The organism is Actinomycetospora sp. CA-101289, from assembly GCF_050955895.1.
In the GTDB taxonomy this organism is placed as follows: Bacteria; Actinomycetota; Actinomycetes; order Mycobacteriales; family Pseudonocardiaceae; genus Actinomycetospora.
Genome location: NZ_CP192093.1, coordinates 5,063,804 through 5,086,513, shown reverse-complemented (window position 1 = coordinate 5,086,513; position 22,710 = coordinate 5,063,804). Strand labels below are relative to the sequence as shown.

General features: G+C 67.9%; 21 protein-coding genes. 20 read left to right on the top strand and 1 reads right to left on the bottom strand.

What is annotated here, in order from left to right; genetic code table 11:
* The first annotated feature begins 115 nt into the window (after nt 1-115).
* From ACQPX6_RS25390 to ACQPX6_RS25355, 8 genes are read left to right on the top strand one after another with little or no spacing between them, the layout of a single operon-like run.
* Nucleotides 116-1,927: a polysaccharide biosynthesis protein gene (locus tag ACQPX6_RS25390; protein WP_433783391.1), complete on the top strand. Its 1,812-nt coding sequence runs from the start codon at nt 116-118 to the stop codon at nt 1,925-1,927.
* Nucleotides 1,924-3,123: a DegT/DnrJ/EryC1/StrS family aminotransferase gene (locus ACQPX6_RS25385; RefSeq protein ID WP_433783390.1), complete on the top strand. Its 1,200-nt coding sequence runs from the start codon at nt 1,924-1,926 to the stop codon at nt 3,121-3,123. Before ACQPX6_RS25390 ends, ACQPX6_RS25385 begins: the two co-directional genes overlap by 4 nt.
* Entirely contained in the window at nt 3,120-3,725 is a 606-nt protein-coding gene (locus tag ACQPX6_RS25380; RefSeq protein WP_433783389.1) for a sugar transferase, read from the top strand. Before ACQPX6_RS25385 ends, ACQPX6_RS25380 begins: the two co-directional genes overlap by 4 nt.
* Nucleotides 3,722-4,348 carry a DapH/DapD/GlmU-related protein gene (locus tag ACQPX6_RS25375; RefSeq protein ID WP_433783388.1) on the top strand — a complete coding sequence of 209 codons (627 nt, stop codon included), beginning with the start codon at nt 3,722-3,724 and terminating at the stop codon, nt 4,346-4,348. The genes ACQPX6_RS25380 and ACQPX6_RS25375 overlap by 4 nt, the downstream gene beginning before the upstream one ends.
* A complete protein-coding gene (locus ACQPX6_RS25370; protein ID WP_433783387.1) occupies nt 4,332-5,444 on the top strand; it encodes a DegT/DnrJ/EryC1/StrS family aminotransferase in 1,113 nt (370 codons plus the stop codon). The genes ACQPX6_RS25375 and ACQPX6_RS25370 overlap by 17 nt, the downstream gene beginning before the upstream one ends.
* Nucleotides 5,441-6,436, top strand: a complete 996-nt coding sequence (locus tag ACQPX6_RS25365; protein WP_433783385.1) for a Gfo/Idh/MocA family oxidoreductase — start codon at nt 5,441-5,443, stop codon at nt 6,434-6,436. Before ACQPX6_RS25370 ends, ACQPX6_RS25365 begins: the two co-directional genes overlap by 4 nt.
* Nucleotides 6,433-7,743: a nucleotide sugar dehydrogenase gene (locus ACQPX6_RS25360; protein ID WP_433783384.1), complete on the top strand. Its 1,311-nt coding sequence runs from the start codon at nt 6,433-6,435 to the stop codon at nt 7,741-7,743. The genes ACQPX6_RS25365 and ACQPX6_RS25360 overlap by 4 nt, the downstream gene beginning before the upstream one ends.
* Nucleotides 7,733-8,464, top strand: coding sequence for a class I SAM-dependent methyltransferase (locus tag ACQPX6_RS25355; RefSeq protein WP_433783383.1), 732 nt, complete (start codon nt 7,733-7,735; stop codon nt 8,462-8,464). Before ACQPX6_RS25360 ends, ACQPX6_RS25355 begins: the two co-directional genes overlap by 11 nt.
* Here ACQPX6_RS25355 and ACQPX6_RS25350 read toward each other — a convergent pair.
* Nucleotides 8,419-9,399: a glycosyltransferase family 2 protein gene (locus tag ACQPX6_RS25350; RefSeq protein WP_433788354.1), complete on the bottom strand. Its 981-nt coding sequence runs from the start codon at nt 9,397-9,399 to the stop codon at nt 8,419-8,421. The two genes, ACQPX6_RS25355 and ACQPX6_RS25350, sit on opposite strands and share 46 nt — an antisense overlap.
* A 190-nt stretch (nt 9,400-9,589) precedes the next feature.
* Between ACQPX6_RS25350 and ACQPX6_RS25345 the strand changes: the two genes are divergently transcribed.
* From ACQPX6_RS25345 to ACQPX6_RS25290, 12 genes are all read left to right on the top strand, one after another.
* Entirely contained in the window at nt 9,590-10,228 is a 639-nt protein-coding gene (locus tag ACQPX6_RS25345; protein ID WP_433783381.1) for a PIG-L deacetylase family protein, read from the top strand.
* Nucleotides 10,229-10,745: 517 nt separating this feature from the next.
* Nucleotides 10,746-12,218 (top strand): sugar transferase, encoded by a 1,473-nt coding sequence (locus ACQPX6_RS25340; protein WP_433783380.1) that lies wholly within the window; start codon nt 10,746-10,748, stop codon nt 12,216-12,218.
* A 57-nt stretch (nt 12,219-12,275) separates the two neighbouring features.
* A complete protein-coding gene (locus ACQPX6_RS25335) occupies nt 12,276-13,187 on the top strand; it encodes a WecB/TagA/CpsF family glycosyltransferase (RefSeq protein ID WP_433783379.1) in 912 nt (303 codons plus the stop codon).
* A gap of 207 nt (nt 13,188-13,394) precedes the next feature.
* Nucleotides 13,395-14,372 (top strand): GDP-mannose 4,6-dehydratase, encoded by a 978-nt coding sequence (gmd, locus tag ACQPX6_RS25330; protein ID WP_433783378.1) that lies wholly within the window; start codon nt 13,395-13,397, stop codon nt 14,370-14,372.
* Nucleotides 14,373-14,848: 476 nt separating this feature from the next.
* Nucleotides 14,849-15,430: a hypothetical protein gene (locus tag ACQPX6_RS25325; RefSeq protein ID WP_433783377.1), complete on the top strand. Its 582-nt coding sequence runs from the start codon at nt 14,849-14,851 to the stop codon at nt 15,428-15,430.
* A gap of 2 nt (nt 15,431-15,432) precedes the next feature.
* Nucleotides 15,433-16,269: a glycosyltransferase gene (locus ACQPX6_RS25320; RefSeq protein WP_433783375.1), complete on the top strand. Its 837-nt coding sequence runs from the start codon at nt 15,433-15,435 to the stop codon at nt 16,267-16,269.
* Nucleotides 16,262-17,587 carry a lipopolysaccharide biosynthesis protein gene (locus tag ACQPX6_RS25315; protein ID WP_433783374.1) on the top strand — a complete coding sequence of 442 codons (1,326 nt, stop codon included), beginning with the start codon at nt 16,262-16,264 and terminating at the stop codon, nt 17,585-17,587. Before ACQPX6_RS25320 ends, ACQPX6_RS25315 begins: the two co-directional genes overlap by 8 nt.
* A 354-nt stretch (nt 17,588-17,941) precedes the next feature.
* Nucleotides 17,942-18,679 carry a glycosyltransferase family 4 protein gene (locus tag ACQPX6_RS25310; RefSeq protein ID WP_433783373.1) on the top strand — a complete coding sequence of 246 codons (738 nt, stop codon included), beginning with the start codon at nt 17,942-17,944 and terminating at the stop codon, nt 18,677-18,679.
* Between the two features lie 131 nt (nt 18,680-18,810).
* Nucleotides 18,811-19,209: a DapH/DapD/GlmU-related protein gene (locus ACQPX6_RS25305; protein WP_433783372.1), complete on the top strand. Its 399-nt coding sequence runs from the start codon at nt 18,811-18,813 to the stop codon at nt 19,207-19,209.
* Nucleotides 19,206-20,456 (top strand): glycosyltransferase, encoded by a 1,251-nt coding sequence (locus tag ACQPX6_RS25300; protein WP_433783370.1) that lies wholly within the window; start codon nt 19,206-19,208, stop codon nt 20,454-20,456. The genes ACQPX6_RS25305 and ACQPX6_RS25300 overlap by 4 nt, the downstream gene beginning before the upstream one ends.
* Before the next feature lie 136 nt (nt 20,457-20,592).
* Complete coding sequence (locus ACQPX6_RS25295) at nt 20,593-21,009, top strand: acyltransferase (protein ID WP_433783368.1); 417 nt, start codon at nt 20,593-20,595, stop codon at nt 21,007-21,009.
* Between the two features lie 45 nt (nt 21,010-21,054).
* Nucleotides 21,055-22,518 (top strand): polysaccharide biosynthesis tyrosine autokinase, encoded by a 1,464-nt coding sequence (locus ACQPX6_RS25290; RefSeq protein WP_433783367.1) that lies wholly within the window; start codon nt 21,055-21,057, stop codon nt 22,516-22,518.
* Nucleotides 22,519-22,710: the final 192 nt, after the last annotated feature.

Sequence of the window (22,710 nt, the reverse complement as noted above, 5' to 3'; positions counted from 1 at the left end):
GAATCCACTGAGCGAGGGAGGGCGCATGGGCCGATCGCCAGGATCGAACTCCGACTCGGATTCGGACGCCCGCCATTCGCGCTGGTGGCGCGCGCGACGAATCGCGCTCGCGTCGATGGATTGCGCATTCTGGTTCCCGGCGCTGCTGATCTCCGAGGTGATGCGCGGTCAGACCGACCTGGGCCAGATGCCCCACGAGGGGGTCGAGCGCGTCTGGCTGGTCGCGGTGGCGGCCCAGCTCCTCCTCGGGACCGCCCTGCACCTCTACCGCGGGTGGTACTGCACCGGGGCCCTGGACGAGGTGCTGCGCGTCGGTGCGGCGGTCGGGTCCACCGGCATCGTCGTGTTCGTCGTCAACCTGGTGCCCGGCACACCCTGGGTGCCGCGCTCGGTGCCGCTGATCGCGGCCCTGCTCGTCGGGGCGCTGGCGGTCGGGGCCCGGACCGCGGTGCGTCTGCGGCGGGAGCGCACGCTGCGCCCCGACCGGCAGTGCGCCCAGCGCGTGATCGTCCTGGGCGCCGGCGTGGACGGCCAGCAGCTGGTGCGGGCGATGCTCTCGGACGCCAGCAGCGGCTACCTGCCGGTCGCGCTGCTCGACGACGACCCCGACGTCCGCCTGCGCCGGGTCCTCGGGGTGACGGTCCGGGGCACCCGCGCCGATCTCGGGCAGGTCGCCGCGGCCACCGACGCCGATCTCCTCGTGGTGGCGGACCGGGCCCTCGACGCGTCGACCGTCCGCGAGATCGCGCTCTCCGCGGTGGACGCGGGCCTGGCGGTCAAGGTCCTCCCGCCGCTCCCCGAGCGCCTGCGCACGTGGTCGACGCCGTCGGACCTCCAGGACCTCGACATCTCCGAGCTGCTCGGTCGGCGCCCGGTCGACATCGACCTCGCGGCCGTCGCGCACTACCTCGAGGGGCGGCGCGTGCTGGTCACGGGGGCGGGCGGGTCCATCGGCTCCGAGCTCTGCCGCCAGATCCACGGCTTCGGCCCGGGCGCCCTGCTGATGCTGGACCGCGACGAGTCGGCGCTGCACGGGACCCAGCTCTCGATCTTCGGGACCGCGCTGCTCGACACCCCCGACGTCATCCTCGCCGACATCCGGGACGCCCCGACCGTGTCCCGGCTCTTCCTCGAGCACCGGCCCGACGTCGTCTTCCACGCGGCTGCCCTCAAGCACCTCCCGCTCCTCGAGCAGTACCCGGGCGAGGCCTGGGAGACCAACGTGGTCGGCACCCGCAACGTCCTCGACGCCGCGCAGCTCGCCGGGGTCGACCGGTTCGTCAACATCTCCACCGACAAGGCCGCGGACCCCGTGAGCGTGCTCGGCCGGTCGAAGCGGATCGGCGAGCGGTTCGTCAGCCACGTCGCGGCCGACAACAGCGGCACGTTCCTGTCGGTGCGCTTCGGCAACGTGCTCGGCAGCCGCGGGTCGGTGCTGACCACCTTCGCCGACCAGATCTCCAACGGCTCCCCGGTCACCGTCACCGACCCCGACGTGACGCGCTTCTTCATGACGATCCCCGAGGCGGTCCAGCTCGTGATCTACGCGGCCGCCATCGGCTCCCCGGGCGAGGTCCTGGTGCTGGACATGGGCGAGCCGGTGCGCATCGCCGACGTCGCACGCCAGCTGATGGGCATCGCCGGGCGCACGGTCGAGATCGTCTACACCGGCCTGCGGCACGGCGAGAAGCTGCACGAACAGCTGCTCGGCCAGTACGAGCCGGATCGTCGGCCCATCCACCCCTCGGTCTCGCAGATCGAGGTGCCGTCCCTCGACCCGGATCAGGCGCAGGTCACCGCGCGGTCGCTGGGCGCGGCCGCGGCGCTCGTCCACCTGACCGAGCCCGAGCACGACCTGCGCGGCGCGGTCGACGGCGCCGTCCCGCTCCCGCGCCAGGCCCTCCGGACGGGCGGTGACCGGTCGTGATCACCGCCACCGGCACGCGCACCGCGTTCCTCCCGTTCGCCCGCCCGATGATCGAGGTGGAGGACGTCGACGAGGTCGCGGACGTCCTGCGCTCGGAGTGGCTGACGGCCGGCCCCCGCACCCAGAAGCTCGAGCTCGCGGTCGCGGAGGCCACGGGAGCACCCGCCGCCCTCGCGCTCAGCTCGGGCACGGCGGGGATGCACGCCGCGCTCGTCGCGCTGGGCGTGCGACCCGGCGCCGCCGTGATCACCACGCCGATGACGTTCTGCGCGACGGCCCACGTCATCGAGCACATCGGCGCCCGCCCGGTGTTCGTCGACGTCGAGCCGGACACGCTGAACCTCGACCCGGAGCGCGTCGCGCAGGTGCTGGCGGACGGCCGCCACGACGTCGGGGCCATCCTGCCCGTCCACTACGGCGGGCACCCCGTCGAGCTCGACCGCCTCCTCGCGCTCGCCCGCGACGCGGGCGTGCCCGTGGTCGAGGACGCCGCGCACGCCTTCGGTGCCACCTACCGGGGTGTGCCGATCGGGCAGGTCGAGCCCGACGACGGCGATCGCGCCGTGTCCTTCTCGCTCTACGCCACGAAGAACGTCACGAGCGGCGAGGGCGGCGTCCTCACCGGCGCCGAGCCGCTGGTCAGGGCGTGCCGACCCTGGATCCTGCACGGGATCACGCGGGACTCGTGGGAGCGCTACGGGCCGCGCGGGGCCTGGGAGTACGACGTCCTCGAGCCCGGCTTCAAGTACAACCTGTCCGACCTCGCCGCGGCGCTGGGGGAGTCCCAGGTCCGCCGGTGGCGGTCGTTCCAGCAGCGCCGCACCGAGATCGCCGCGCGGTACTCCGCCCAGCTCGCCGCGCTCGACGAGATCGACACGCCGGTGGCGCGGCCCCACGTCGTGCCCGCCTGGCACCTCTACCCGATCCGGCTGCGGCTGGACGCCCTGACCATCGACCGCGGCGAGTTCATCGAGCAGCTGCGCCGGCGCAACATCGGGACGAGCGTCCACTTCATCCCGGTCCCGGCCCTGAGCTACTACCGCCACCGGTACGGCTTCGACCGCGACGCCCTCCCGGTCACGGCCGCGGAGTCCGAGCGGCTGATCTCGCTGCCGATCTATCCCCGGATGACCGACGAGGACGTCGACGACGTCGTGGCGGCGATCCGCGACACGCTCGCCGGGCACCGGCGATGAGCCCGACGCGCCGCGTGAAGCGGCTCCTCGACGTCGCGATCTGCGTGCTCACCCTGCCGGTGACCCTGCCGGTGATGGCCGTCGTCGCCGTCGCCGTCCGGGCGACCAGCCGCGGACCGGTGCTCTACCGGGCGCGCCGGATGGGCCGGGGCGGGACGGCGTTCGACCTGCTCAAGTTCCGCACGATGACCCACGGGTCGAGCGGTCCCGGCGTCACCCGCGCCGGCGACGGGCGGATCACGCCGGTCGGGCGCTGGCTGCGCGCGAGCAAGCTCGACGAGCTGCCCCAGCTCGTGAACGTCCTGCGGGGCCAGATGAGCATCGTCGGCCCGCGCCCCGAGGACCCCACCTACCTCCACGCCTACGACGGGGAGCACCTCGAGGTGCTGACGGTCCCGCCCGGGATGACGAGCCTCGCCCTGTTCCGCTTCGGCGACGAGCAGTCGTTCATCGAGCGGGCGGGCCCGGCCGACGTCGAGTCCTTCTACCTCGCGGAGGTGCTGCCCGTGAAGCTCGACATCGAGCTGGGCTACGTCCGGAACTGGACCCTGCGCGGGGATCTGGGGATCCTCGCCCGCACGGCGACGGCGATGTTCTCGTGACCGCCACGTCGTCCGTCCCGCTCGGCGCCCGGGTCCACGTCGAGCCCAGCGCGGACGTCGCGGAGTCCGCCCGTCTCGGCGACGGCACCCGGATCTGGCACCTGGCGCAGGTCTGCGACGGGGCCGTCCTCGGCCGGACCTGCGCGCTCGGTCGCGGCGCGTACGTCGGCCCCGGCGTCGTGGTCGGCGACCACGTCAAGATCCAGAACTACGCGCTGGTCTACGCGCCGGCGGAGCTGGCGACGGGCGTCTTCGTCGGCCCCGCCGCCGTCCTGACCAATGACACGCACCCCCGGGCCATCGATCCGGACGGGGCGCCGAAGTCGGCCGCGTCGTGGATGCCCGTCGGCGTGCGGGTCGGCGAGGGGGCGTCGCTCGGTGCCCGGTCCGTCTGCGTCGCGCCGGTGACGATCGGGCGCTGGGCGATGGTCGGGGCCGGGGCCGTCGTCACCCGCGACGTGCCCGACTTCGCGCTCGTGGTCGGGGCGCCCGCCCGCCGCGTCGGGTGGGTGGGACGGGCCGGCGTGCCGTTGACGCCGGTCGGCGACGGGGTCTGGCGCTGCGAGCGCACCGGGGAGCACTACATCGACAAGGGGGGTGTGCTCGTTGACGGCCACCACTGAACCGGACCGGGCGCAGGTGCCGCTCACCGGACTGCTCATCGGCGAGGAGGAGCGCGCGGCGGTCGAGCGGGTCCTCCGCTCGGGGATGCTCGCCCAGGGCCCCGAGGTCGCCGCGTTCGAGGAGGAGTTCTCGGCGCACGTCGCGGGCCGCGCCTGCGTCGCCGTCAACTCGGGGACGAGCGCGCTGCTGCTCAGCCTGCTGGCGCTGGGCATCGGGCCGGGCGACGAGGTGATCGTGCCCTCGTTCAGCTTCGCGGCCACCGCCAACGCGGTCTTCCTCGCGGGCGCCGAGCCGGTGTTCGCGGACATCGAGCCGGAGCACTTCTGCCTCGACCCGGACGCGGTCCTGGCGGCGATCACCCCGCGGACCGCCGCGGTCGTGCCGGTGCACCTCTACGGCCACCCGGCCGCGATGGGCCGGCTCGAGGGGATCGCCCGTGGGCACGGCCTGGCGGTGGTCGAGGACGCGGCGCAGGCCCACCTGGCGACCCGCGGCGGGCGGCCGGTGGGCACCTTCGGGGCGGCCGCCGCCTTCAGCTTCTACCCCACCAAGAACATGACCTGCGGGGAGGGCGGCATGGTCGTCTGCGCCGACGACGCGACGGCGCGCACGGTGCGGCTGCTGCGCAACCAGGGCATGGAGCGCCGCTACGCCAACGAGCTGCGCGGCTACAACATGCGCATGACCGACCTGCACGCGGCGATCGGCCGGGTGCAGCTGCGGCGCCTGCCGACCTGGACGCGCGTGCGGCGGGCCAACGCGCAGTTCCTGGGCGCCGCCCTCGCGTCGCTCGACGCGGCGGGCGTCCTCTCCACCCCGCGGTCCGCGCCGGCCGCCGCGCCGGCGTGGCACCAGTACACGGTGCGCGTGCCGCGCCGGGACGAGGTGGCCGCCGACCTGGCCGATCTCGGGGTCGCGGCGAGCGTGTTCTACCCCGTCCCGATCCACCGGCTGCCGGCCTACGACCTCGACCTGGACCTGCCCCGCACGGAGGCCGCCGCGCGCGAGGTGCTCTCGCTGCCCGTGCACCCGGCGCTCTCCGACGCGGACCTGGGCCGCATCACGACGGGCCTCACCGCGGCGGTGACCCGGTGAGCCGGCCGCTGCGGGCCGGGCTCGTCGGTCTCGGCGCGATGGGGCGCAAGCACGCCCGGGTGCTCCAGGCCCTGCCCGGGGTGGAGCTGGTGGCGGCGGCGGATCCGCGGGAGCAGGCACGTGCCGTCCCGGTCGGCGTGGACGCCCTGGAGTGCGTGGGCGCGCTGATCGACCGCGGCATCGACTGCTGCGTGGTGGCCACGCCGACGGTGACCCACGACGTCGTCGCCCAGCAGCTGGCCGAGGCCGGGGTGGCCACGTTGATCGAGAAGCCGCTGGCCCCGGACGCGAAGACCGCCCAGACGATCGTCGAGACGTTCGCCCGCCACGGCGTCCTCGGCGCCGTCGGGCACATCGAGCGGTTCAACCCGGCGCTGCGCGACATGCGCCGCCGTCTCGCCCGGGGCGAGATCGGTGAGGTGTACCAGGTGGTCACCCGACGTCAGGGCCCGTTCCCGGCGCGCATCGTCGACGCCGGGGTGGTCGTCGACCTCGCCACCCACGACATCGACCTCACGGCCTGGGTCACCGGCTCGCCCTACCGCTCGGTGTCCGCCCGCACCGCGCACCGCAGCGGCCGGCCCCACGAGGACCTCGTCAGCGTCGTCGCCGAGCTGGCCAACGGCGTCGTGGTCACCCACCTCGTCAACTGGCTCTCGCCCTTCAAGGAGCGGGTGACGACGGTGACCGGCGACCTCGGCTGCCTGGTGGCGGACACGCTCACCGCCGACCTGACCTTCTTCCAGAACGGGTCGGAGCCCGCGCAGTGGGAGACGGTCGCGACCTTCCGCGGGGTGTCGGAGGGCAACATGACGCGCTACGCGATCCCGAAGCCCGAACCGCTCGTCACCGAGCTGGAGGCCTTCGCGGCCGCCGTCCGCGGTGAGGGCTCCGAGGTGGTGACGCTCGAGGAGGGGCTCGCGACCGTCGAGATCGCCGAGGCGGTGCGGGACTCGGCCTCGTCCGGCGAGACGCTGGTCCTGAGCCCGTGAAGATCACCGTCGTCGGTCTGGGCAAGATCGGCCTCCCGCTGGCCGTGCAGTGCGCGGGACGGGGGCACCACGTGCTGGGCGCCGACGTCGACCCCGACGTCGTCGCCGCCGTCCGCCGCGCGCAGGCGCCCTTCCCGGGCGAGCCGGAGCTCGCCGAGCGGCTGGGGCGGGTCGTCGACGTCGGCGCGCTCGAGGCCACCACGGACACCACCGCCGCCGTGACCGCGAGCGAGGCCGTGATCGTCGTGGTGCCGCTCTACGTGGACGGCGCGGGCGCGCCGCGCTTCGACGCGCTCGACGCCGCGATGGCGGCGGTGGGGCGGGGTCTGCGCCCGGGCACGGTGGTCGTCGTCGAGACGACCCTGCCCGTCGGGACCACCCGGGGGCGGCTCGCCCACGCGCTGCAGGAGGCGTCGGGCCTGCGGGCCGGCCGGGAGTTCTTCCTGGCCTTCAGCCCGGAGCGGGTCTCCTCGGGGAGCGTGTTCACCGACCTCGCGCGCTACCCGAAGCTGGTCGGGGGTGTCGACACGGCAAGCACGCGGCGGGCGATCGCCCTCTACGAGGCCGTGCTCACGTTCGCCGAGCGACCGGACCTCGCCCGCCCCAACGGGGTGTGGGACATGGGCTCGGCGGAGGCCGCGGAGCTGGCCAAGCTCGCCGAGACGACCTACCGCGACGTCAACATCGGGCTGGTCAACCAGTTCGCGCTCTACGCCGGCCGCATCGGGGTCGACATCGGCACGGTCATCGAGGCGTGCAACTCCCAGCCCTACAGCCACCTGCACCGCCCCGGCATCGCCGTCGGCGGCCACTGCATCCCCGTCTACCCGTGGTTCTACCTCGCCGGGGACCCGGACGCGACGATCGTGCGGGCCGCCCGCGAGGCCAACGCGGCCATGCCGGCGCGGACCGTCGACATGCTCGAGCGGGTGCGGGGGCCTCTGCGCGGGACGACCGTGGTGGTCCTCGGCGCGTGCTACCGCGGCGGCGTCAAGGAGACCGCGTTCTCCGGCGTGCACGCCACGGTCGAGGCCCTCCGCCACCGGGGCGCCGCGCCCCTGGTGCACGACGTCCTGCTCACCGACGACGAGATCACCGCGCTGGGGTTCGAGCCCTACCGAGGGTCGCCCGTCCACGCCGCCGTCCTGCACACCGACCACCCCGAGTACGCCGACCTCACCCCGGCCGACCTGCCCGGCGTCGACACGCTGGTCGACGGGCGCGGCGTGATCGACCCGTCGCGCTGGCCCGGGGTCACCGTGCTGGCCCTGGGGCGCGCCACGGCGGGGGAGCAGCGTGAGCGCTGAGGCCGAACGGATCCGGGCGGAGTACCGGCGGCGGGCCGCGGAGATCCCCGCCGACCGCTACGACCCCGTCGCGCCGGTGAACGTCTTCTTCCGCCAGGGCGTGGAGAGGGCGGCGCTCGCCGCCCTGCGCCGCGCCGGGGCGCTCCCGCTGACCGGGCACCGCGTCCTCGACGTCGGGTGCGGGGTCGGCGCCTGGTTGGCCCTCCTCGAGACGTGGGGCGCACGCCGCGCCGACCTCGCCGGCATCGACCTGGTGCCCGACCGCGTCACGGCGTGCCGCGAGCGCCTCGCCGGCGCCGACATCCGTCTCGGGGACGGGGCCGAGCTGCCGTGGGAGACGGGCACCTTCGACGTCGTGCTCCAGAGCGTGGTGTTCTCCTCCATCCTCGCGCCCGAGGTGCGCCGGGGCGTCGCGGACGAAATGGCTCGCGTGCTCGCGCCCTCGGGGGTCGTGCTCTGGTACGACTTCTTCGTCGGCAACCCCGCGAACCCCCACGTCCGCAGGATCGGACGCGACGAGATCCGCAGCCTCTTCCCGGGCTTCTCGCTCGATCTCCGGCGCGCGACGCTGGCGCCGCCCCTGGCCCGCGCCCTGGTCCCCCGGCTGCGGCCGCTCGCCGTCGCGCTGGGCGCCGCGCACGTCGCGGACACCCACCACGTGGGGACCCTCCGCCGTCAGCAGCCCCGCCCGGCGACCGCGCGCCAGAAGCCCGCGCCGTAGGCGAGGTGCAGGCAGCCCATCGCGACGGGCACGCGCGCGGCGACGTGGGTCCCGTGGTCGCGCTCCGCCCACCCGGCGACGACGAGCAGGGCCAGCCACGAGAGCGCGCCCCCGGCCCAGGCCCCGGCGACGAGCCTCGAGCGCGGGACGGCGACCGCGAGGGCGGGCCCGCCGGCCAGGCCGGCGACCAGCGCCGCGGGGATCAGGTGCCGGAAGGACGCGACCCGTCCGTGCTTGCGGAGCGTGGCCCACCGCCACCAGCCGTACTGGTGGTACTGGCTCCAGAGGCTGCGCAGGTCGGCGCGAGGCCGGTAGCGCGAGCGCAGGCGGGGCTCGAACCACATCGGGTAGCCCGCCAGGCGCGCCCGCAGGTGCAGCTCGTCGTCCTGGTTGCGCACGAGCGCCTCGTCGAAGCCGCCGATCTCGTCGATCAGGTCGCGCCGGTAGGCGCCGGGGAACGCGGTGTCCACCCAGCCCGCCCGCTCCCCGTAGTGCTGGTACGACGGCCCCTGCCCCAGCGGGGAGCCCATGGCCCGGGCGATCGCCTGCGCCATCGGGCCGTCGGCCGGGTCCGCCTCGGCCACCATGCGCCCGCCGACCAGCGCCGCGCCCGTGGAGGTGAACGTCTCGACGAGGGTGCGCGCGTAGTCGGGGTCGGCCGAGCCGTGACCGGACACCAGGCTGATGAGCTCCGCGGTCGTGTGCTCGATGCCGAGGTTGAAGGCCGAGGCCGCGATCCGGCCCGGGTTGCTGACCAGGCGCACCCGGGGGTCCTCCGCGGTCAGCGACGACACGATCGACCGCGTCCGATCCGTCGATCCGCCGTCGACCACCACCACCTCGATCGCGCCGTCGCGATAGTCCTGGGTGAGGAGACTCCGGACGCAGTGCTCGACGGAGCGTTCCTCGTTCAGGGTGGCCACGACGAATGCCACACCCGGGCCGCTGTCCACCTCGCACCTCCGGGAAATCGTGGTGCCACCAGGATAGCGAAACACGTATCGGGTCGAAAGACATTCTTGCGGAACCGGCGGCGGGGATTTCGCGAGCAGGCAAGAGTAACGGGATGGGGCCCCTCCTCGACTGAGCGTTCCCCCGTCGGAAAGGCCGGAAGGAGCAGGTTCCGTGATCACGCCGCAGCGCGTCCTGGTGCTGGCCCCACACACCGACGACGCCGAGCTCGGCTGCGGAGGCACCCTGGCCCGGTGGACGGACGAGGGCGCGGACGTCTTCGTCGCCGTCTTCTCCACCGCCGAGGAGTCGCTCCCGCCCGGGGCGCGGCCCGGCCAGCTCCGCGACGAGTGCCACCACGCACTCGACGAGCTGAAGGTGCCCGTCGGGAATCGTTTCTTCCACGATCATCCCGTCCGGGAGTTCGGGTACCACCGGCAGGAAATCCTCGAGCAGCTGATCTCCCTGCGCGCGGAAGTGCGTCCGGAAGTGGTGCTCGTCCCGGCCGGCGCCGATCTGCACCAGGACCACGGCGTCATCCACCAGGAGAGCCTGCGCGCTTTCCGGCACCTCACGATGCTGGGCTACGAGATGCCGTGGAACCACATCACGTTCTCCGCGGAGGGCTTCGTGGTGCTCGACCGCGAGCACCTCGAGCGCAAGTGGCGTGCCCTGACGCGCTACGCGAGCCAGATCGAGCTCGCCCGGCCCTACTTCTCCCACGACACCATCGAGGCGATGGCCAGGGTCCGGGGGCTGCAGATGAAGGCCGAGCTCGCCGAGGCCTACGAGGTGATCCGGCTCCGTCTGTGAGCGACGATGGGCGCCCGGCGGAGGTTCCCCCCGGATCCTCCGCCGGACGCCTTCCCACTGGGCCCGCGCCCGCTGCCCTGACGTACCCCCCTCGTCAGGGAGCGGCGGGGCACGGCCCATGACGCAGAGCTGACCCTGTCGCGCTTTCACCGACCTTTCGGACCGGACGGCCGCGGGCCGGCCAGACGTCGCCCGGATGGTCCAGCGGACTGGTCGTCAGCCACCACCTGGAGTCGGGCCACAGCACGGTTTCGTTCGGCAGCCTCAAGATTGATGACCGCTACGGGGCGCAAAGGAGACCTGGAGCACACAGAGCTGAACGGGTGATACCGCGTCATCAAACTCGGCGTGCCGCACCGACACGCCGGAAGAACGGGGCGGAGGGTGTGTAACGGCCAGGGCAAGACCACGCGATAGCGGGACAAGTTCGCCGGGCGTCCCGCTCGGCACCGGGTGACGAAACGGTCCACCGAAAGCCGTCAGAATCACCGTCCGCGAGGCTGGGGGGCCGTCCGACATGAGTAGTGGCGTGGACTTCACGGTATCGATCGAGGGGGCCGTTCCCCGGCCTCGCGCCGGCGCCGCCCACTCACCGAGCGTCACCGCCCGCCCGAGCTCGCGCCGCTGGCAGCGTCGCCTCGCGCAGATCACGCTCGCGACCGACCTCGCGGTCATCGCCCTGGTCTCGGCCATAGCCACGGTCATCGGCGGCTGGGGCCTCGGACCCGCCGCGCAGTTCAACCTCGTGGCCGCCGCCCTCGTGCTGGCCGGCCTCGTGGCCTACCGGGCCTGGGAGCGCGGGGTGCTCGGCCACGGCGCCGACGAGTTCAACCGCGTCCTGCGCGGCACCGCCGCCGCGGCCGTCGTCCTGGCCCTCGCCGGTATGGCCCTCAAGGTCGACGACGTCCGCCCCTGGGTCTTCGGGGTCATCCCCGCCACCGCCGGCGGACTCCTGCTCGGCCGCTACGGCGTGCGCCGCGTGCTGCACCGCGCCCGCCGCGACGCCCGCTGCATGTCCTCGGTGCTGGTCGTCGGCACCGACGCCGCGATCGCCGACCTCGTCGCCCGCACCCGCCGCGTCCCGCACCACGGCTGGACCGTCGTCGCCGCCTGCACCTCCACCGGTGTCGGCCAGATCGACGGCGTCCCGGTGGTCGGTGACCTCGACGACGTCGCCCGCCACGTCCACGAGCTGGGCATCGAGGTCGTCGCCGTCGCCCCGACGCCGGGCTGGACGCCGAAGCGCCTGCACAGCCTTGCGTGGGACCTCGAGGGCGCCGGCGTCGAGCTGGTGGTCGACCCGGGCCTCATGGAGGTCACCGGCCCCCGCCTGCACGTGGCCCCCGTCGACGGCCTGCCGCTGCTGCGCCTCACCGAGCCCCGCTGGGGCGGCCCGGCCCGCATCGCGAAGAACCTGTTCGACCGGACGGCCGCGGCCCTGCTGGTGCTGCTGCTCGCCCCGGTGTTCCTCACCCTCGCGGTGCTGATCATGCGCGACGGCGGGCCGGTGTTCTACCGCCAGGAGCGCATCGGTCGCGCCGGTCGGACCTTCCGGATGATCAAGTTCCGCTCGATGGTGGTGAACGCCGACCAGCAGGTCGCCCAGCTCGCCGCCACCAACGAGGGCGCCGGCCCGCTGTTCAAGATGAAGCGCGACCCGCGCGTCACCCGCGTCGGCGGCTTCCTGCGCCGGCTCTCGCTCGACGAGCTCCCGCAGCTGTTCAACGTCATCGGCGGCTCGATGTCGCTGGTCGGGCCCCGCCCGCCGCTGCAGCGCGAGGTGGCCACCTACACCGAGGACGCCCTGCGCAAGCTCCTCGTCCGCCCGGGCATGACCGGCCTCTGGCAGGTCAACGGCCGCTCCGACCTCACGTGGGAGGAGTCGGTCCGCCTGGACCTGCGCTACGTCGAGAACTGGTCGCCGGCCCTCGACGTCTCGATCCTCTGGAAGACGGTCGGCGCGGTGTTCCGCGGCCGCGGCGCCTACTAGGCGCCCTCTCCAGCCAGCTCGTTCACCCACCCCTTCGCGTACCGCAGAGGACCTGCCATGACCACGGACGCCCACTTCCGCCCGACCTTCGTCGCCGTTGACGCCGATGCCCCCGCTGACGTCGTTGTCCCGGCCCAGCGCGGCACCGGGCAGCGCAACCTGAAGCTCGTCGTGCCGGCTCCGACGACCTCGACGGCGCCGTGCCTCCGGATCCACTGCGCCCGGGTCCCGATCAGCGCCTGCACCCCGCAGGCCGGCGTCGACCAGGTCCTCGAGCTGGCCCGCCCGGACCGCACCCAGGGTGCCGACGTCCACCTCTGCAACGCCTACACGCTGGCGCTGGCCGATGGCGACGCCGCGTACCGCGGGCTGCTGCAGCAGGCGACCCTGAACCTGGCCGACGGCAAGTCGGTCGCGTGGATGAACAAGCTGACCGGCATCGTCGCCGAGGGCGCCGACCGCGTGCGCGGCAACGACCTCTTCCTTGACGTCGTCGACCAGGGCCAGGCGCGCGGCACCCGCCACTTCCTGCTCGGCAGCACTCCCGAGGTCGTCGCGCAGCTGCGGGCTGAGCTCCAGCGCCGCTTCCCGCAGGCCCAGATCGTCGGCGTCGAGTCGCCGCCCTTCCGTCCGCTGACCGACGACGAGCGCGCCGAGCAGGCCGAGCGCATCCGCACCAGCGGCGCCGACATCGTCTGGGTCGGGCTCGGCACCCCGAAGCAGGACCGCGCGGCGGTCGATCTGGCGCGCGCCGCCGGCGTGGTCGCCGTCGCCATCGGTGCCGCCTTCGACTTCATCGCCGGCAACAAGCCCGAGGCACCCCGCTGGATGCAGGAGTCGGGCCTCGAGTGGATGCACCGCTTCGCCTCGGAGCCCCGCCGTCTGTGGAAGCGCTACCTCATCGGCAACTCGCGCTTCGTCTACGCCGCGTACCGCTACCGTCGACTGCAGACCGTTACCGGAGCGTGACCGCTCGCCGCAGCGCGGCCACTCGTCGGAGTGTCATAGCCCGAGAAGGGGCACCAACCCCTCGACGTTGGGTGCCCTCCCGCCTACGGTGCGTTGCCTGTCAGGGTTGACATCGCATCGGACGCGTGAGCGAGGCGCTCGCGCCGCATCTGGAACAGGACTCGCCGACTCGCGACACACCCGCAGCCGGCCGAGGGGGGAGTACTGGTGAAGCGTGCGTTGATCACGGGGATCACGGGGCAGGACGGGTCGTACCTGACCGAGTTGTTGATCGGTAAGGGCTATCAGGTGCACGGGATCATCCGTCGCTCCTCGACGTTCAACACCGGGCGGATCGAGCACCTGTACCAGGACCCGCACGAGCCCGAGCAGCGCCTGGTGCTGCACTACGGCGACCTGACCGACTCCAGCCGTCTGGTGACGTTGATCGAGAAGATCCGTCCCGACGAGGTCTACCACCTGGCCGCGCAGTCGCACGTGCGGGTGTCGTTCGACGAGCCGGAGTACACGGGCAACACCACCGGCGTCGGCACCACGCGGCTGCTCGAGGCGATCCGCATGGTCGGGGTCGACACCCGCTACTACCAGGCCTCGTCGTCGGAGATGTTCGGGGCGACCCCGCCGCCGCAGTCCGAGGACACCCCGTTCTACCCGCGGTCGCCGTATGGGGCGGCGAAGGTCTACGGGTACTGGATGGCCCGGAACTACCGCGAGGCCCACGGGCTGTTCGCGGTCAACGGGATCCTGTTCAACCACGAGTCCCCCCGCCGCGGGGAGACGTTCGTGACCCGCAAGATCGCCCGCGCCGTGGCCCGCATCTCCGCGGGGATCGAGCAGAACGTGTACCTCGGGAACCTCGACGCCGTCCGCGACTGGGGTTATGCCCCCGAGTACGTGGAGGGCATGTGGCGGATGCTCCAAGCCGACGAACCGGCGGACTACGTGCTCGCGACCGGGACCGCGACCACGGTGCGGGAGTTCACGCAGTGGTGCTTCGAGCGCGTCGGGCTGGACTGGGAGAAGCACGTCCAGTTCGACGAGACCTACCTGCGCCCGACCGAGGTCGACGCGCTGATCGGTGACGCCTCGAAGGCGATGACCGATCTGGGCTGGAAGGCCCAGACCATGCCCGAACAGCTCGCCCACCTCATGGTTGACGCCGAGCTCACTTATGTAAGCGGCTAGTACCGTTGTCACCTCGGAGCGAACAAACGCAAGGTCGTCGCAGGGACCGCATCCTCGTGTACGACCCGAACGGTCTGAACCCTTACGGACGCGAACTAGCTCGCATTTTAAGTAGGTTCGCCGAGATCGACGTCCTTCAACCACGATCCGCGGAACACGCGACACCGCCGAGTCGCACCACACCGATCCTAGGTACGGACGCTCGCCACGACGGCCGAGCTAAGCACGCCGTTCTCCGAGTACTCGGTCCACTGGCCCTGCTAGCTAAAGCTAGTCGCAGTGACTTGGTGGTGATCGCTTGGACTCGTGGATGGCTGGACTCTCTCGCGTGTATTATCGCCGCGACGCTGCTGCCAGCCCGCACCATTCTCATTGACCACAACCCTACAGTTGAAAGACGTCCACCGGGCCTGCACGGCAGGCTTGAGGACCTCCTCCGCCGGGTCGCCCATATGTTAGTCGTTCACCGAGCCAGCATGGTTCAATACACGGGTCACCCTGCGAAGACTCATGTCGTAGGTCATCCGAGTTATCAAGACTGGCTCGACCGCCGCTCCGATGTAATGGACCAGCGGAAACGGAAGCCCGGGCAGTATCTGGTCATTGGAAACGTGCGCGCCGACAAGGGAGCCGCAGAAGTCGACAGCATCGTCGCGGGGCTGGCCGACGGCGAGGAGCTCGTTATTGCAGGTCGACTCGACCGACAACAGCGCGAGCACCCGCACCGGCTGACGGTGCTTGGCGCTTCTGGACGGTCACTTTCTGACGACGTACTTGCCGAGGCAGTAGCGGGAGCGGATGTTGTCCTGGCGCCGTATGCTCACGTAACAGTGAGCGGCTCGACCATATTGGCTTTAACTTGCTCTCGCCCCGTCGCCGCCTACGACGGCGAGTCAATGCGAGAACTCCTGCCGAAGGCTTGGCTCTGCAACCCAGAACCCTCGGCTCTCTTGGAGACTGCGCGGGCGCTGAGCGGCCGCTGCCCTGAAGATATCGGGCCGTCCCTTGATGAAGTTTCTTATACTTCTTGGGAGCGGGCACTGAAGGAGTTCGATTAGCGATGAGCGACCCGATACTCTCTCTGGTCACTATCACGCGTGACGACCCAGCAGGACTAGCGGCGACCCTAGAGTCGGTCACCAAGCAGACTTGTTTGTCTTCTACTGTAGGTCTTTGGGACTACCACATAGTGGACGGCCTCTCGTCTGACCTGAAGGCGATCGAGAGAGAAGTCTCGAAGGCGGCGGGACTCGGCGTCGACGTCCATCTTCGTAGCGAGGCAGACTCCGGCGTGTACGACGCTATGAATCGAGGAATCTGTCGATCGAGGGGCCGTTACCTCTGGTTCTTGAACTCCGGCGACATGCTGCATTCTCCAAATTCATTGGGTACAGTACTAAACGCACTCGAGTCTGGTTCGCCGTGGTTCGTTTTCGGCGCAATGCACCTGTTCGGGTTGCAGCGCCCGCCGCAACGAATTTCGAATGTGCCGCACAACTGGTTCCGTCACGCGCTCGGTATCCAGCCTCATTGTCATCAAGCAACAGTGTTTTCACGTGCCCTACTTGCTCAGCTAGGCAATCACGACTTGCGATACGGAGTCGTGGCCGACTTCGATACAATTATGCGGGCAGGAGTGATGGCGAGGCCTGAGGAATCAGAGGAGGTTATAGTAGATTACGCTGGCGGCGGACTGTCGTTTGATCGGGCTCTCGATTTGCCACACATGCTTGCCGACGTGAGGGATGATCGTTTCGAGTTGCAAGGAATTGTAAGAGCTGCCAACCACGCATTCGCGCGCTACAGGTCAACCAGAGTTCGCTTGCATCTCACCCGCCGGCGCCTGCGGAGCATCTCAAATTCCTCCTCCACGATTAACATGAAGAGCGATGTCTAGCGCCGAGGAGCGGCGTAAGCCCCAAAGCATTCTCCTGCGAGTCGGGCTGATCAGGTGCGTTACGCTCGGAGCGAGCCTAATCGCCAGCCTGGCAGTCGCCAGAACAGTTCTGATGGCGGCGGGGACCGCGACCTTCGCGGCATTCGCCCTTATTCAGTCGCTCTTTGCGCTCATCCCCTTCCTTGACTTTGGGGTGGGCGCAGCAGTAACAAACGCGGCGGCGGACCGTCGAGAAGCGCAGTTCATCGATATCTTGCGCCAAGCTTTACGCGTCACGGGCCTATCGGCGCTGATCACTGTCGTAATCGCCTCGGGGCTCACTGCGCTTGATCTTTGGGAAGCGATCCTTGGCCCAGTGATCGGCGCATCAGGTAGCAGCGTCCTTGTAAATCTTGTTTGCTTCGCCATTGCACTGCCTCTTGGATTGGGGGCACGGGTCCTGCTCGGGCTCGGCCGACAAGGCTTACTCGCAATTGTGCAAGCTCTGCCGACACCGTGCACACTAGTAGTCGTACTCCTAGGCGCTCAATCTGAGTCGCAGGCAACCATCCTCAACGCCCCGGGCCTTGGACTTCTGTGCTCAGCCGCAGTCGGCGCCGCCTGTGCGTGGATTGTAGCAAGACGCTCCCTCCAGGATGACGAGAATCTTGAAGAGTCCCGACGATATCCGACGAATACGTTCGGACGCGTGTCGTCGAGCGCCTTTATCATGACGATCATGATGCTTGTCGGCTTCCAGAGCGACCGTCTTGTCCTAAGCCACACAGTGGACGTGGGCGAGCTCGCGCTGTACTCGCTAGTTGCTCAGTTCTTCTCCCCAGTCTGGCTTCTGATATCTGCCGTAGGCCAATCCCTCTGGGCACATTATCGAAGCAGGCCAAGCGCCGCGTCGAATCTACGAAGTGTCAGCTTGTCTTTTTTTGCCGCGAGCATGCTACTCAGTGGTGTTGTCGGGATAGCCTCGTACTGGGGGGCGCCTCTACTTTCGGACGGACAGATACAGACGAATGTACTCATTTGCGTGGGCTTTCTTATCATGTTGGCGATCCGTTCGGCTCAGCTTCCACTGGGCATGTACTTGACGGACGACGAGGGATTCAAACTGCAAGCGCTTTGGTCCGTACCTGGCATGTTCCTGAACGTCTCACTATCTATACTTCTCGCTATATCTATAGGTCCGTCAGGCCCATTGTTCGCTACGGCGATCGGGACCGCGCTCTTCTCTCTCGTGCCGTGTGCAGTCGAGGTACGTCGACGAACAGGGGTCGCTACTGACGGGCTCACCCCTAGAACGGCGTTGAGCGGGGAGGTGAGCTGAGTGCCGGTCAATCTACTGATCGTATACAAGTATGTCCCGCAGTACCGACGAGAGTTCTTCAATCGGCTTCGGGACCGACTGAGTCCGAGCGTCGAGTTGCGAGTCACGGCTGGGACGCCCTACGGCGCGCAGGCAAGTAAGCGTGACGAGGCGAGAGAACCCTGGTTCGAATGGCATAAGAATCGAGTATTTCGAGTTCGAGGTAGCGACCTTGTGTGGCAACAAGGAATTCTTTCTCAAGCACGTGAAGCCGACGCAATAATCGTTGAGCAAGCAAACTCTCTGCTCGTGAACCAAGTTTTCTTGCTCTCTCGCAAACCGACTGCGTTCTGGGGCCACGGCTACAACCACCAAGTGTCCACGCGTAACAGGCTCAGCGAGCGCCTGAAGGGCCTCCAGCTAAGCCGACCGTCTTGGTGGTTCGCCTACACCAACGCCACCCGGCAGTACTTGGTTGAGCGAGGCGTCGCCGCTTCGCGCGTCACCGTGGTCCAGAACGCAGTAGACACCGACCAACTCCGCAACGCCCTTGCCGACGTCACAGCGTCGGCGCCTGTCCCCCAAGCCCTTTACGTGGGGAGTCTCTACCAGGAGAAGCAGATTGACTATCTGGTTCAAGTCGGCCGCGAGATGGCGGCCACATCCGGAGACTTCAAGCTGACGATTGCCGGTGATGGGCCGCAGCGCAGTTACGTCGAAACTCTCGCCGAAGAGCTGAGTTGGCTTTCCTACTACGGCCGAGTGGACTCGCCAGCGGAGAAGGTGGCGCTCGCGCGTGAGGCTTCGCTCTTCCTGAACCCTGGTTTGATCGGCCTCGCCGTCGTGGAGGCGTTCGCGCTTGGCCTGCCGGTGGTTACGAAGTACGGGCCGAACCACTCTCCTGAGTTCGAGTATCTCGAGGACGGGTACAATTCTATTCTACTTGCGGATGGGTCGAGTCCAAAGGAAATGGCATCTCAATGCCTTCGGGCACTAGCCGACCCGACCCTGATTGCCCGCCTACGGCTCGGCGCAAAATCCTCCGGCGAGGCGATCACGCTCGACGCTATGGTCGAGAACTTCGCACAGGGAGTTGAATCATGGCTATTGTAAAGGCGCTGAAGCAACTCCTCTATCGTAAAGCGGCGATTCCTGCCGGCGCACCTGTTAGCGTCGGACGGAACGTTCACATTGGGCCTTTCTCGCGTGTCTGGAGTGCTCACGGACTCTCTATCGACGACGACGTGTACATCGGCAAGTACTGCACCATAGAGGCAGACGGTAGCATCGGCGCCGGGTCGATGATTGCTAATTCGGTAGGCGTGGTCGGTCGCACCGATCACTCAATCGACGATGTTGGGCGACCAATCCGAGAGAGCACCTGGGTAGGAGAGCGCGAAGCTATCCCAGAAGACTACATCTCGATTGGTAGAGATTGCTGGATCGGGTTTGGCGCTGTTCTTCTCTCGGGCGTCGAGATCGGCAATTCGGTGGTGGTCGCGGCGGGCAGTGTCGTGGCTCGGAGTGTCGTCGCGAATTCAGTTGTCGCCGGGAACCCCGCGAAGGTTCTAGGACCGCGGTTCGCGGAGGAAGACTTCTTGCGTCACGAAGCCATCCTCGACCGTCGATACGGGGCCGTATGATGTACAGAGCGACTCGACTCAAGGTCCTTGCAACGGCATACGTTTGCGATCGTGACCGCGGCAGCGAACCAGGGAACGCCTATCGTACGCTTGAAGCTCTTAGTTGGCGTCCGGAAATAGAGAGCTTGACCGTACTCGTACGTCACCGCGACGCCGGAAAGCTTGTAGCGGATAGCATATCGTGGAACCTCGTCCCACGGATTGTGCCAGTTGCAGACGAGGTTAACCGGAGTTTGCGCTTCTCTGATGTAACTAGAACTTATCTCCGCTATTGGAGATGGAAGCGCGCTGCTGCCAAGGTGGTGGCAGGCGAGGAGTTCGACGTCGGCCATCACATCACCTACGGCTCACTTAGCCTCGGTAATCCTCTTGCACGAAGCAACAAACCATACTTGGTCGGTCCAGCTGGCGGGGGACATCCGTATTGGCGTGGTGTCGTCCGCTGGCTGGGGTTGAAGGCCGTTGCCAAAGAGCTAGCTCGGCTTTCCGCCGCCCTGCTGCTTGATGTGTTGCCTTCCCCTGCTCGGCGTGGCGCGGCGAGATCGAGCCGGGTCCTTGCCGTCAACGAGCACACAGCGCGAAGAGCGCAGCGACTCGGAGCAGAGCGGGTCGACTTCATGCTCGCGGAGGGAACATTGCCTGCGGTACCAGCCTGTGTCCAAGAGACCCCGCTTGAGCATAGGGCAGGCTTCGTTTGGGTGGGTCGAATGCTCCCGATCAAGGCCCCGCTTCTGGCCGTGAAAGCATACGAGCTGTACCTAGCTGGGGGTGGCGAGCAGAAGTTGACGATGCTAGGCGACGGTCCCCTCCTAGAAGTGGTGCGTGAGTACGTCAGAAGCCGCGGCGGGCTGCAGGGCATGGTGGAAGTTAGTGGACGCGTGCCCCACCGAGACGTGTATCGACAGTTGGCAAAGAGTGTTGCGCTTGTCTTCAGTAGCATTCGCGATAGTTCTGGCGCGCAGGTTCTCGAGGCCGCCACGTGCGGAACTCCTGCGGTTATGTGCGAATGGCAGCTCATGACGCAGTGGGTACCGAAGGATGCTCGTTGGACGGCTCGGCGCATGTCAACAGCGTTAGCGGAAGTACATTCGTTGGCGGACGCTCTGACAGAAGCATCGGCAGCTTTGAACGACGGTAGGTGGGCGCAACACTCCCGCTATGCGCTCGAATGGTCATCTTTGCATGCCTGGGATACGCGGGCTGCCGAGCTGGTGCAAAAGTATAGAGAGGTGTCCGGAATTGCGTAAGGTCGGTGGTCGAAGGCGACTGCCGACTAGGGTCGCAGTTGAGCTCGTCGCTCTCAAGCTTGCCGCGTACTCGCCTATCCATTCGCTGAGGGTCCTGGCCCTGCGACGATTCGGCGCCACGGTCGGCGACGACTGCGTGTTCTACCACGGCTTCCAGGTTCGGAGAGCCGCAGGGTTGTTTTTAGAACAGAGAGTTTCGGTGGGTGAGGATGCAATACTCGACGCGCGAGGTGGTTTGCATATAGGCGCAGACGTCAACATTTCTTCTCGGGTGCAGATTTGGACGGCCCAGCACGCATGGTCGTCGCCCAACTTCGACTACGAAGAGGCAGGCGTTGTCATCGGCCAGAAGGCCTGGCTTAGCGCCGGCTGCATAGTGCTGCCAGGGGTATGTGTCGGGCAAGGAGCAGTTATAGCTGCCGGCGCTGTCGTGACAAAGGATGTGCCCGACTACTGGCTCGTCGGCGGGATCCCGGCGCGAAAGATTGGTGAGCGGCAGTCTGACCTGAACTATCAGCTTGATGGTGTATCAGGTAAGCCGTGGTGGTGGTGAGTCCAGTAGCCCTATCGTCGTTCAGCTTTATCGAGAGGATGAGCCATGTCAGTAAGTGACTACATATCGGTGTTGCGCTATAGATGGCGGCTTGTGGCTCTTGGTACAGCCATCGGCCTTTTCGTAGGGTTCGCCTCTTACCTTGCCACGCCACCGACCTACTCGGCGTCGTCCTCGCTATACGTGTCGTCTCAGGGTGGCGATGCAAGCACCCAGGCGGCATACCAAGGTAGCTTGCTCTCTACCCAGCGGATCAAGTCGTACGTAGAGCTAATGACAAGTGGGCGGATCCTGGAGGGCGCCGCACGGACTGTGCCTTTCCCGGTTGACGTAGCTGATCTGCGCTCGCGGGTAGCAGCCTCCGCCGTCCCTGAGACGGTCCTGCTCACAGTCTCAGTAACAGATGAATCGCCTGACCGCGCGGCCCAGTTAGCGAACGCTATCACGACGAGCTTCTTGGGTGTCACGGCAGAACTTGAAGCTCCGTCGGATACTCGACCACCGCCAGTCACAACTCGGGTAGTTGAGCAGGCGACGCCTCCATCGTCAGCGATCGCCCCGCGTGCGTCTGTATATCTCGTGGTTGGCTTATTCTTTGGTCTTGTTGCGGGACTTGCTGCGGGTCTGTTCCGTGATCGGACTGATCGAAGCTTCAAGAGTGCAGAGGAGATTCAGGCGGCTACGGGGTGGCCGACTCTCGGCGTCGTCAGCTTCGACGAGAAGTTGGCAAATTCGTCCTCCATGACAAGTCTCCGGTCGCTTCCAGTGGGTCGCGCTGAGGAGTTTCGGAAGATTCGCACGAGCATTCAATTCGTCGATGTGGATGCTGCGCCCACAGTAGTCGTTTTTAGTAGTGCTTTGCCCGGCGAAGGGAAGACAACCGTAGCGGTTAACTGCGCTCTGGCGATGAAGGACCTCGGGCTTCGAATCTTGGTCGTGGAGGCGGACCTACGGCGACCCCGAGTTGCAACTTACTGCGGCCTGGAAGGCTCGGCTGGACTTACGTCAGTGCTCGCGGGTAGAGCAACTCTAGATGACGTTATTCAGAAGGGCGGGTCGACCTTCTTCGATTTTCTATCGAGTGGTCCCCTCCCGCCCAACCCGTCGGAGTTACTCGCGTCGCAACAGATGAGGTCGGTGTTGGAGACGTTGAGGACCCGCTACGACTTCGTCCTCATTGATTCACCGCCTGTGATACCGGTGACAGATGCCGCCATCTTGGCTAGTCGTTGTGACGGCGTTTTCGTCGTATTCCGATACGCGCAGACTACGTCAGATCAAGCTTCCGCAGCTGCCGCCGCCTTTAGCACTGTGTCAGCCAAGGTGTTGGGCGCGATTATAAACGCCACGCCGCCCAAAGCCGATACAGCGTACGATCGCTACGATCAAGACTTGATCTCTGTCCAACAGGGGCCCGTGGATCAGTTTTATGATTCGACGACCGTCAACCTCGACAGCACGGCGATGCCGCGTGCAGGCCACCGACCGCCTAGCCCACGCCCTAGGTAGCGCTTCGATCTTGCAGTCTGACTTCGACGATCGAGGCGAATTCGTATGATTGGGAGCACGACCGTAGCATTATTCGGCATCTTGATCTGCGTGACCGCTGTTGCAATTGGCGTCGGTGTTTGGTCGACCGTTAGGGTACGAAGCTTATCATTGTCGTTCTATTTCGTTGCGACCTGTGGCGTTCTTCTGAAT

Coding starts and splice junctions, on each gene's coding strand:
- ACQPX6_RS25290 (WP_433783367.1), top strand. CDS start 21,055: ATGTCAGTAAGTGACTACATATCGGTGTTGCGCTATAGATGGCGGCTT.
- ACQPX6_RS25320 (WP_433783375.1), top strand. CDS start 15,433: ATGAGCGACCCGATACTCTCTCTGGTCACTATCACGCGTGACGACCCA.
- ACQPX6_RS25325 (WP_433783377.1), top strand. CDS start 14,849: ATGGTTCAATACACGGGTCACCCTGCGAAGACTCATGTCGTAGGTCAT.
- ACQPX6_RS25340 (WP_433783380.1), top strand. CDS start 10,746: ATGAGTAGTGGCGTGGACTTCACGGTATCGATCGAGGGGGCCGTTCCC.
- ACQPX6_RS25335 (WP_433783379.1), top strand. CDS start 12,276: ATGACCACGGACGCCCACTTCCGCCCGACCTTCGTCGCCGTTGACGCC.
- ACQPX6_RS25300 (WP_433783370.1), top strand. CDS start 19,206: ATGATGTACAGAGCGACTCGACTCAAGGTCCTTGCAACGGCATACGTT.
- ACQPX6_RS25315 (WP_433783374.1), top strand. CDS start 16,262: ATGTCTAGCGCCGAGGAGCGGCGTAAGCCCCAAAGCATTCTCCTGCGA.
- ACQPX6_RS25390 (WP_433783391.1), top strand. CDS start 116: ATGGATTGCGCATTCTGGTTCCCGGCGCTGCTGATCTCCGAGGTGATG.
- ACQPX6_RS25380 (WP_433783389.1), top strand. CDS start 3,120: ATGAGCCCGACGCGCCGCGTGAAGCGGCTCCTCGACGTCGCGATCTGC.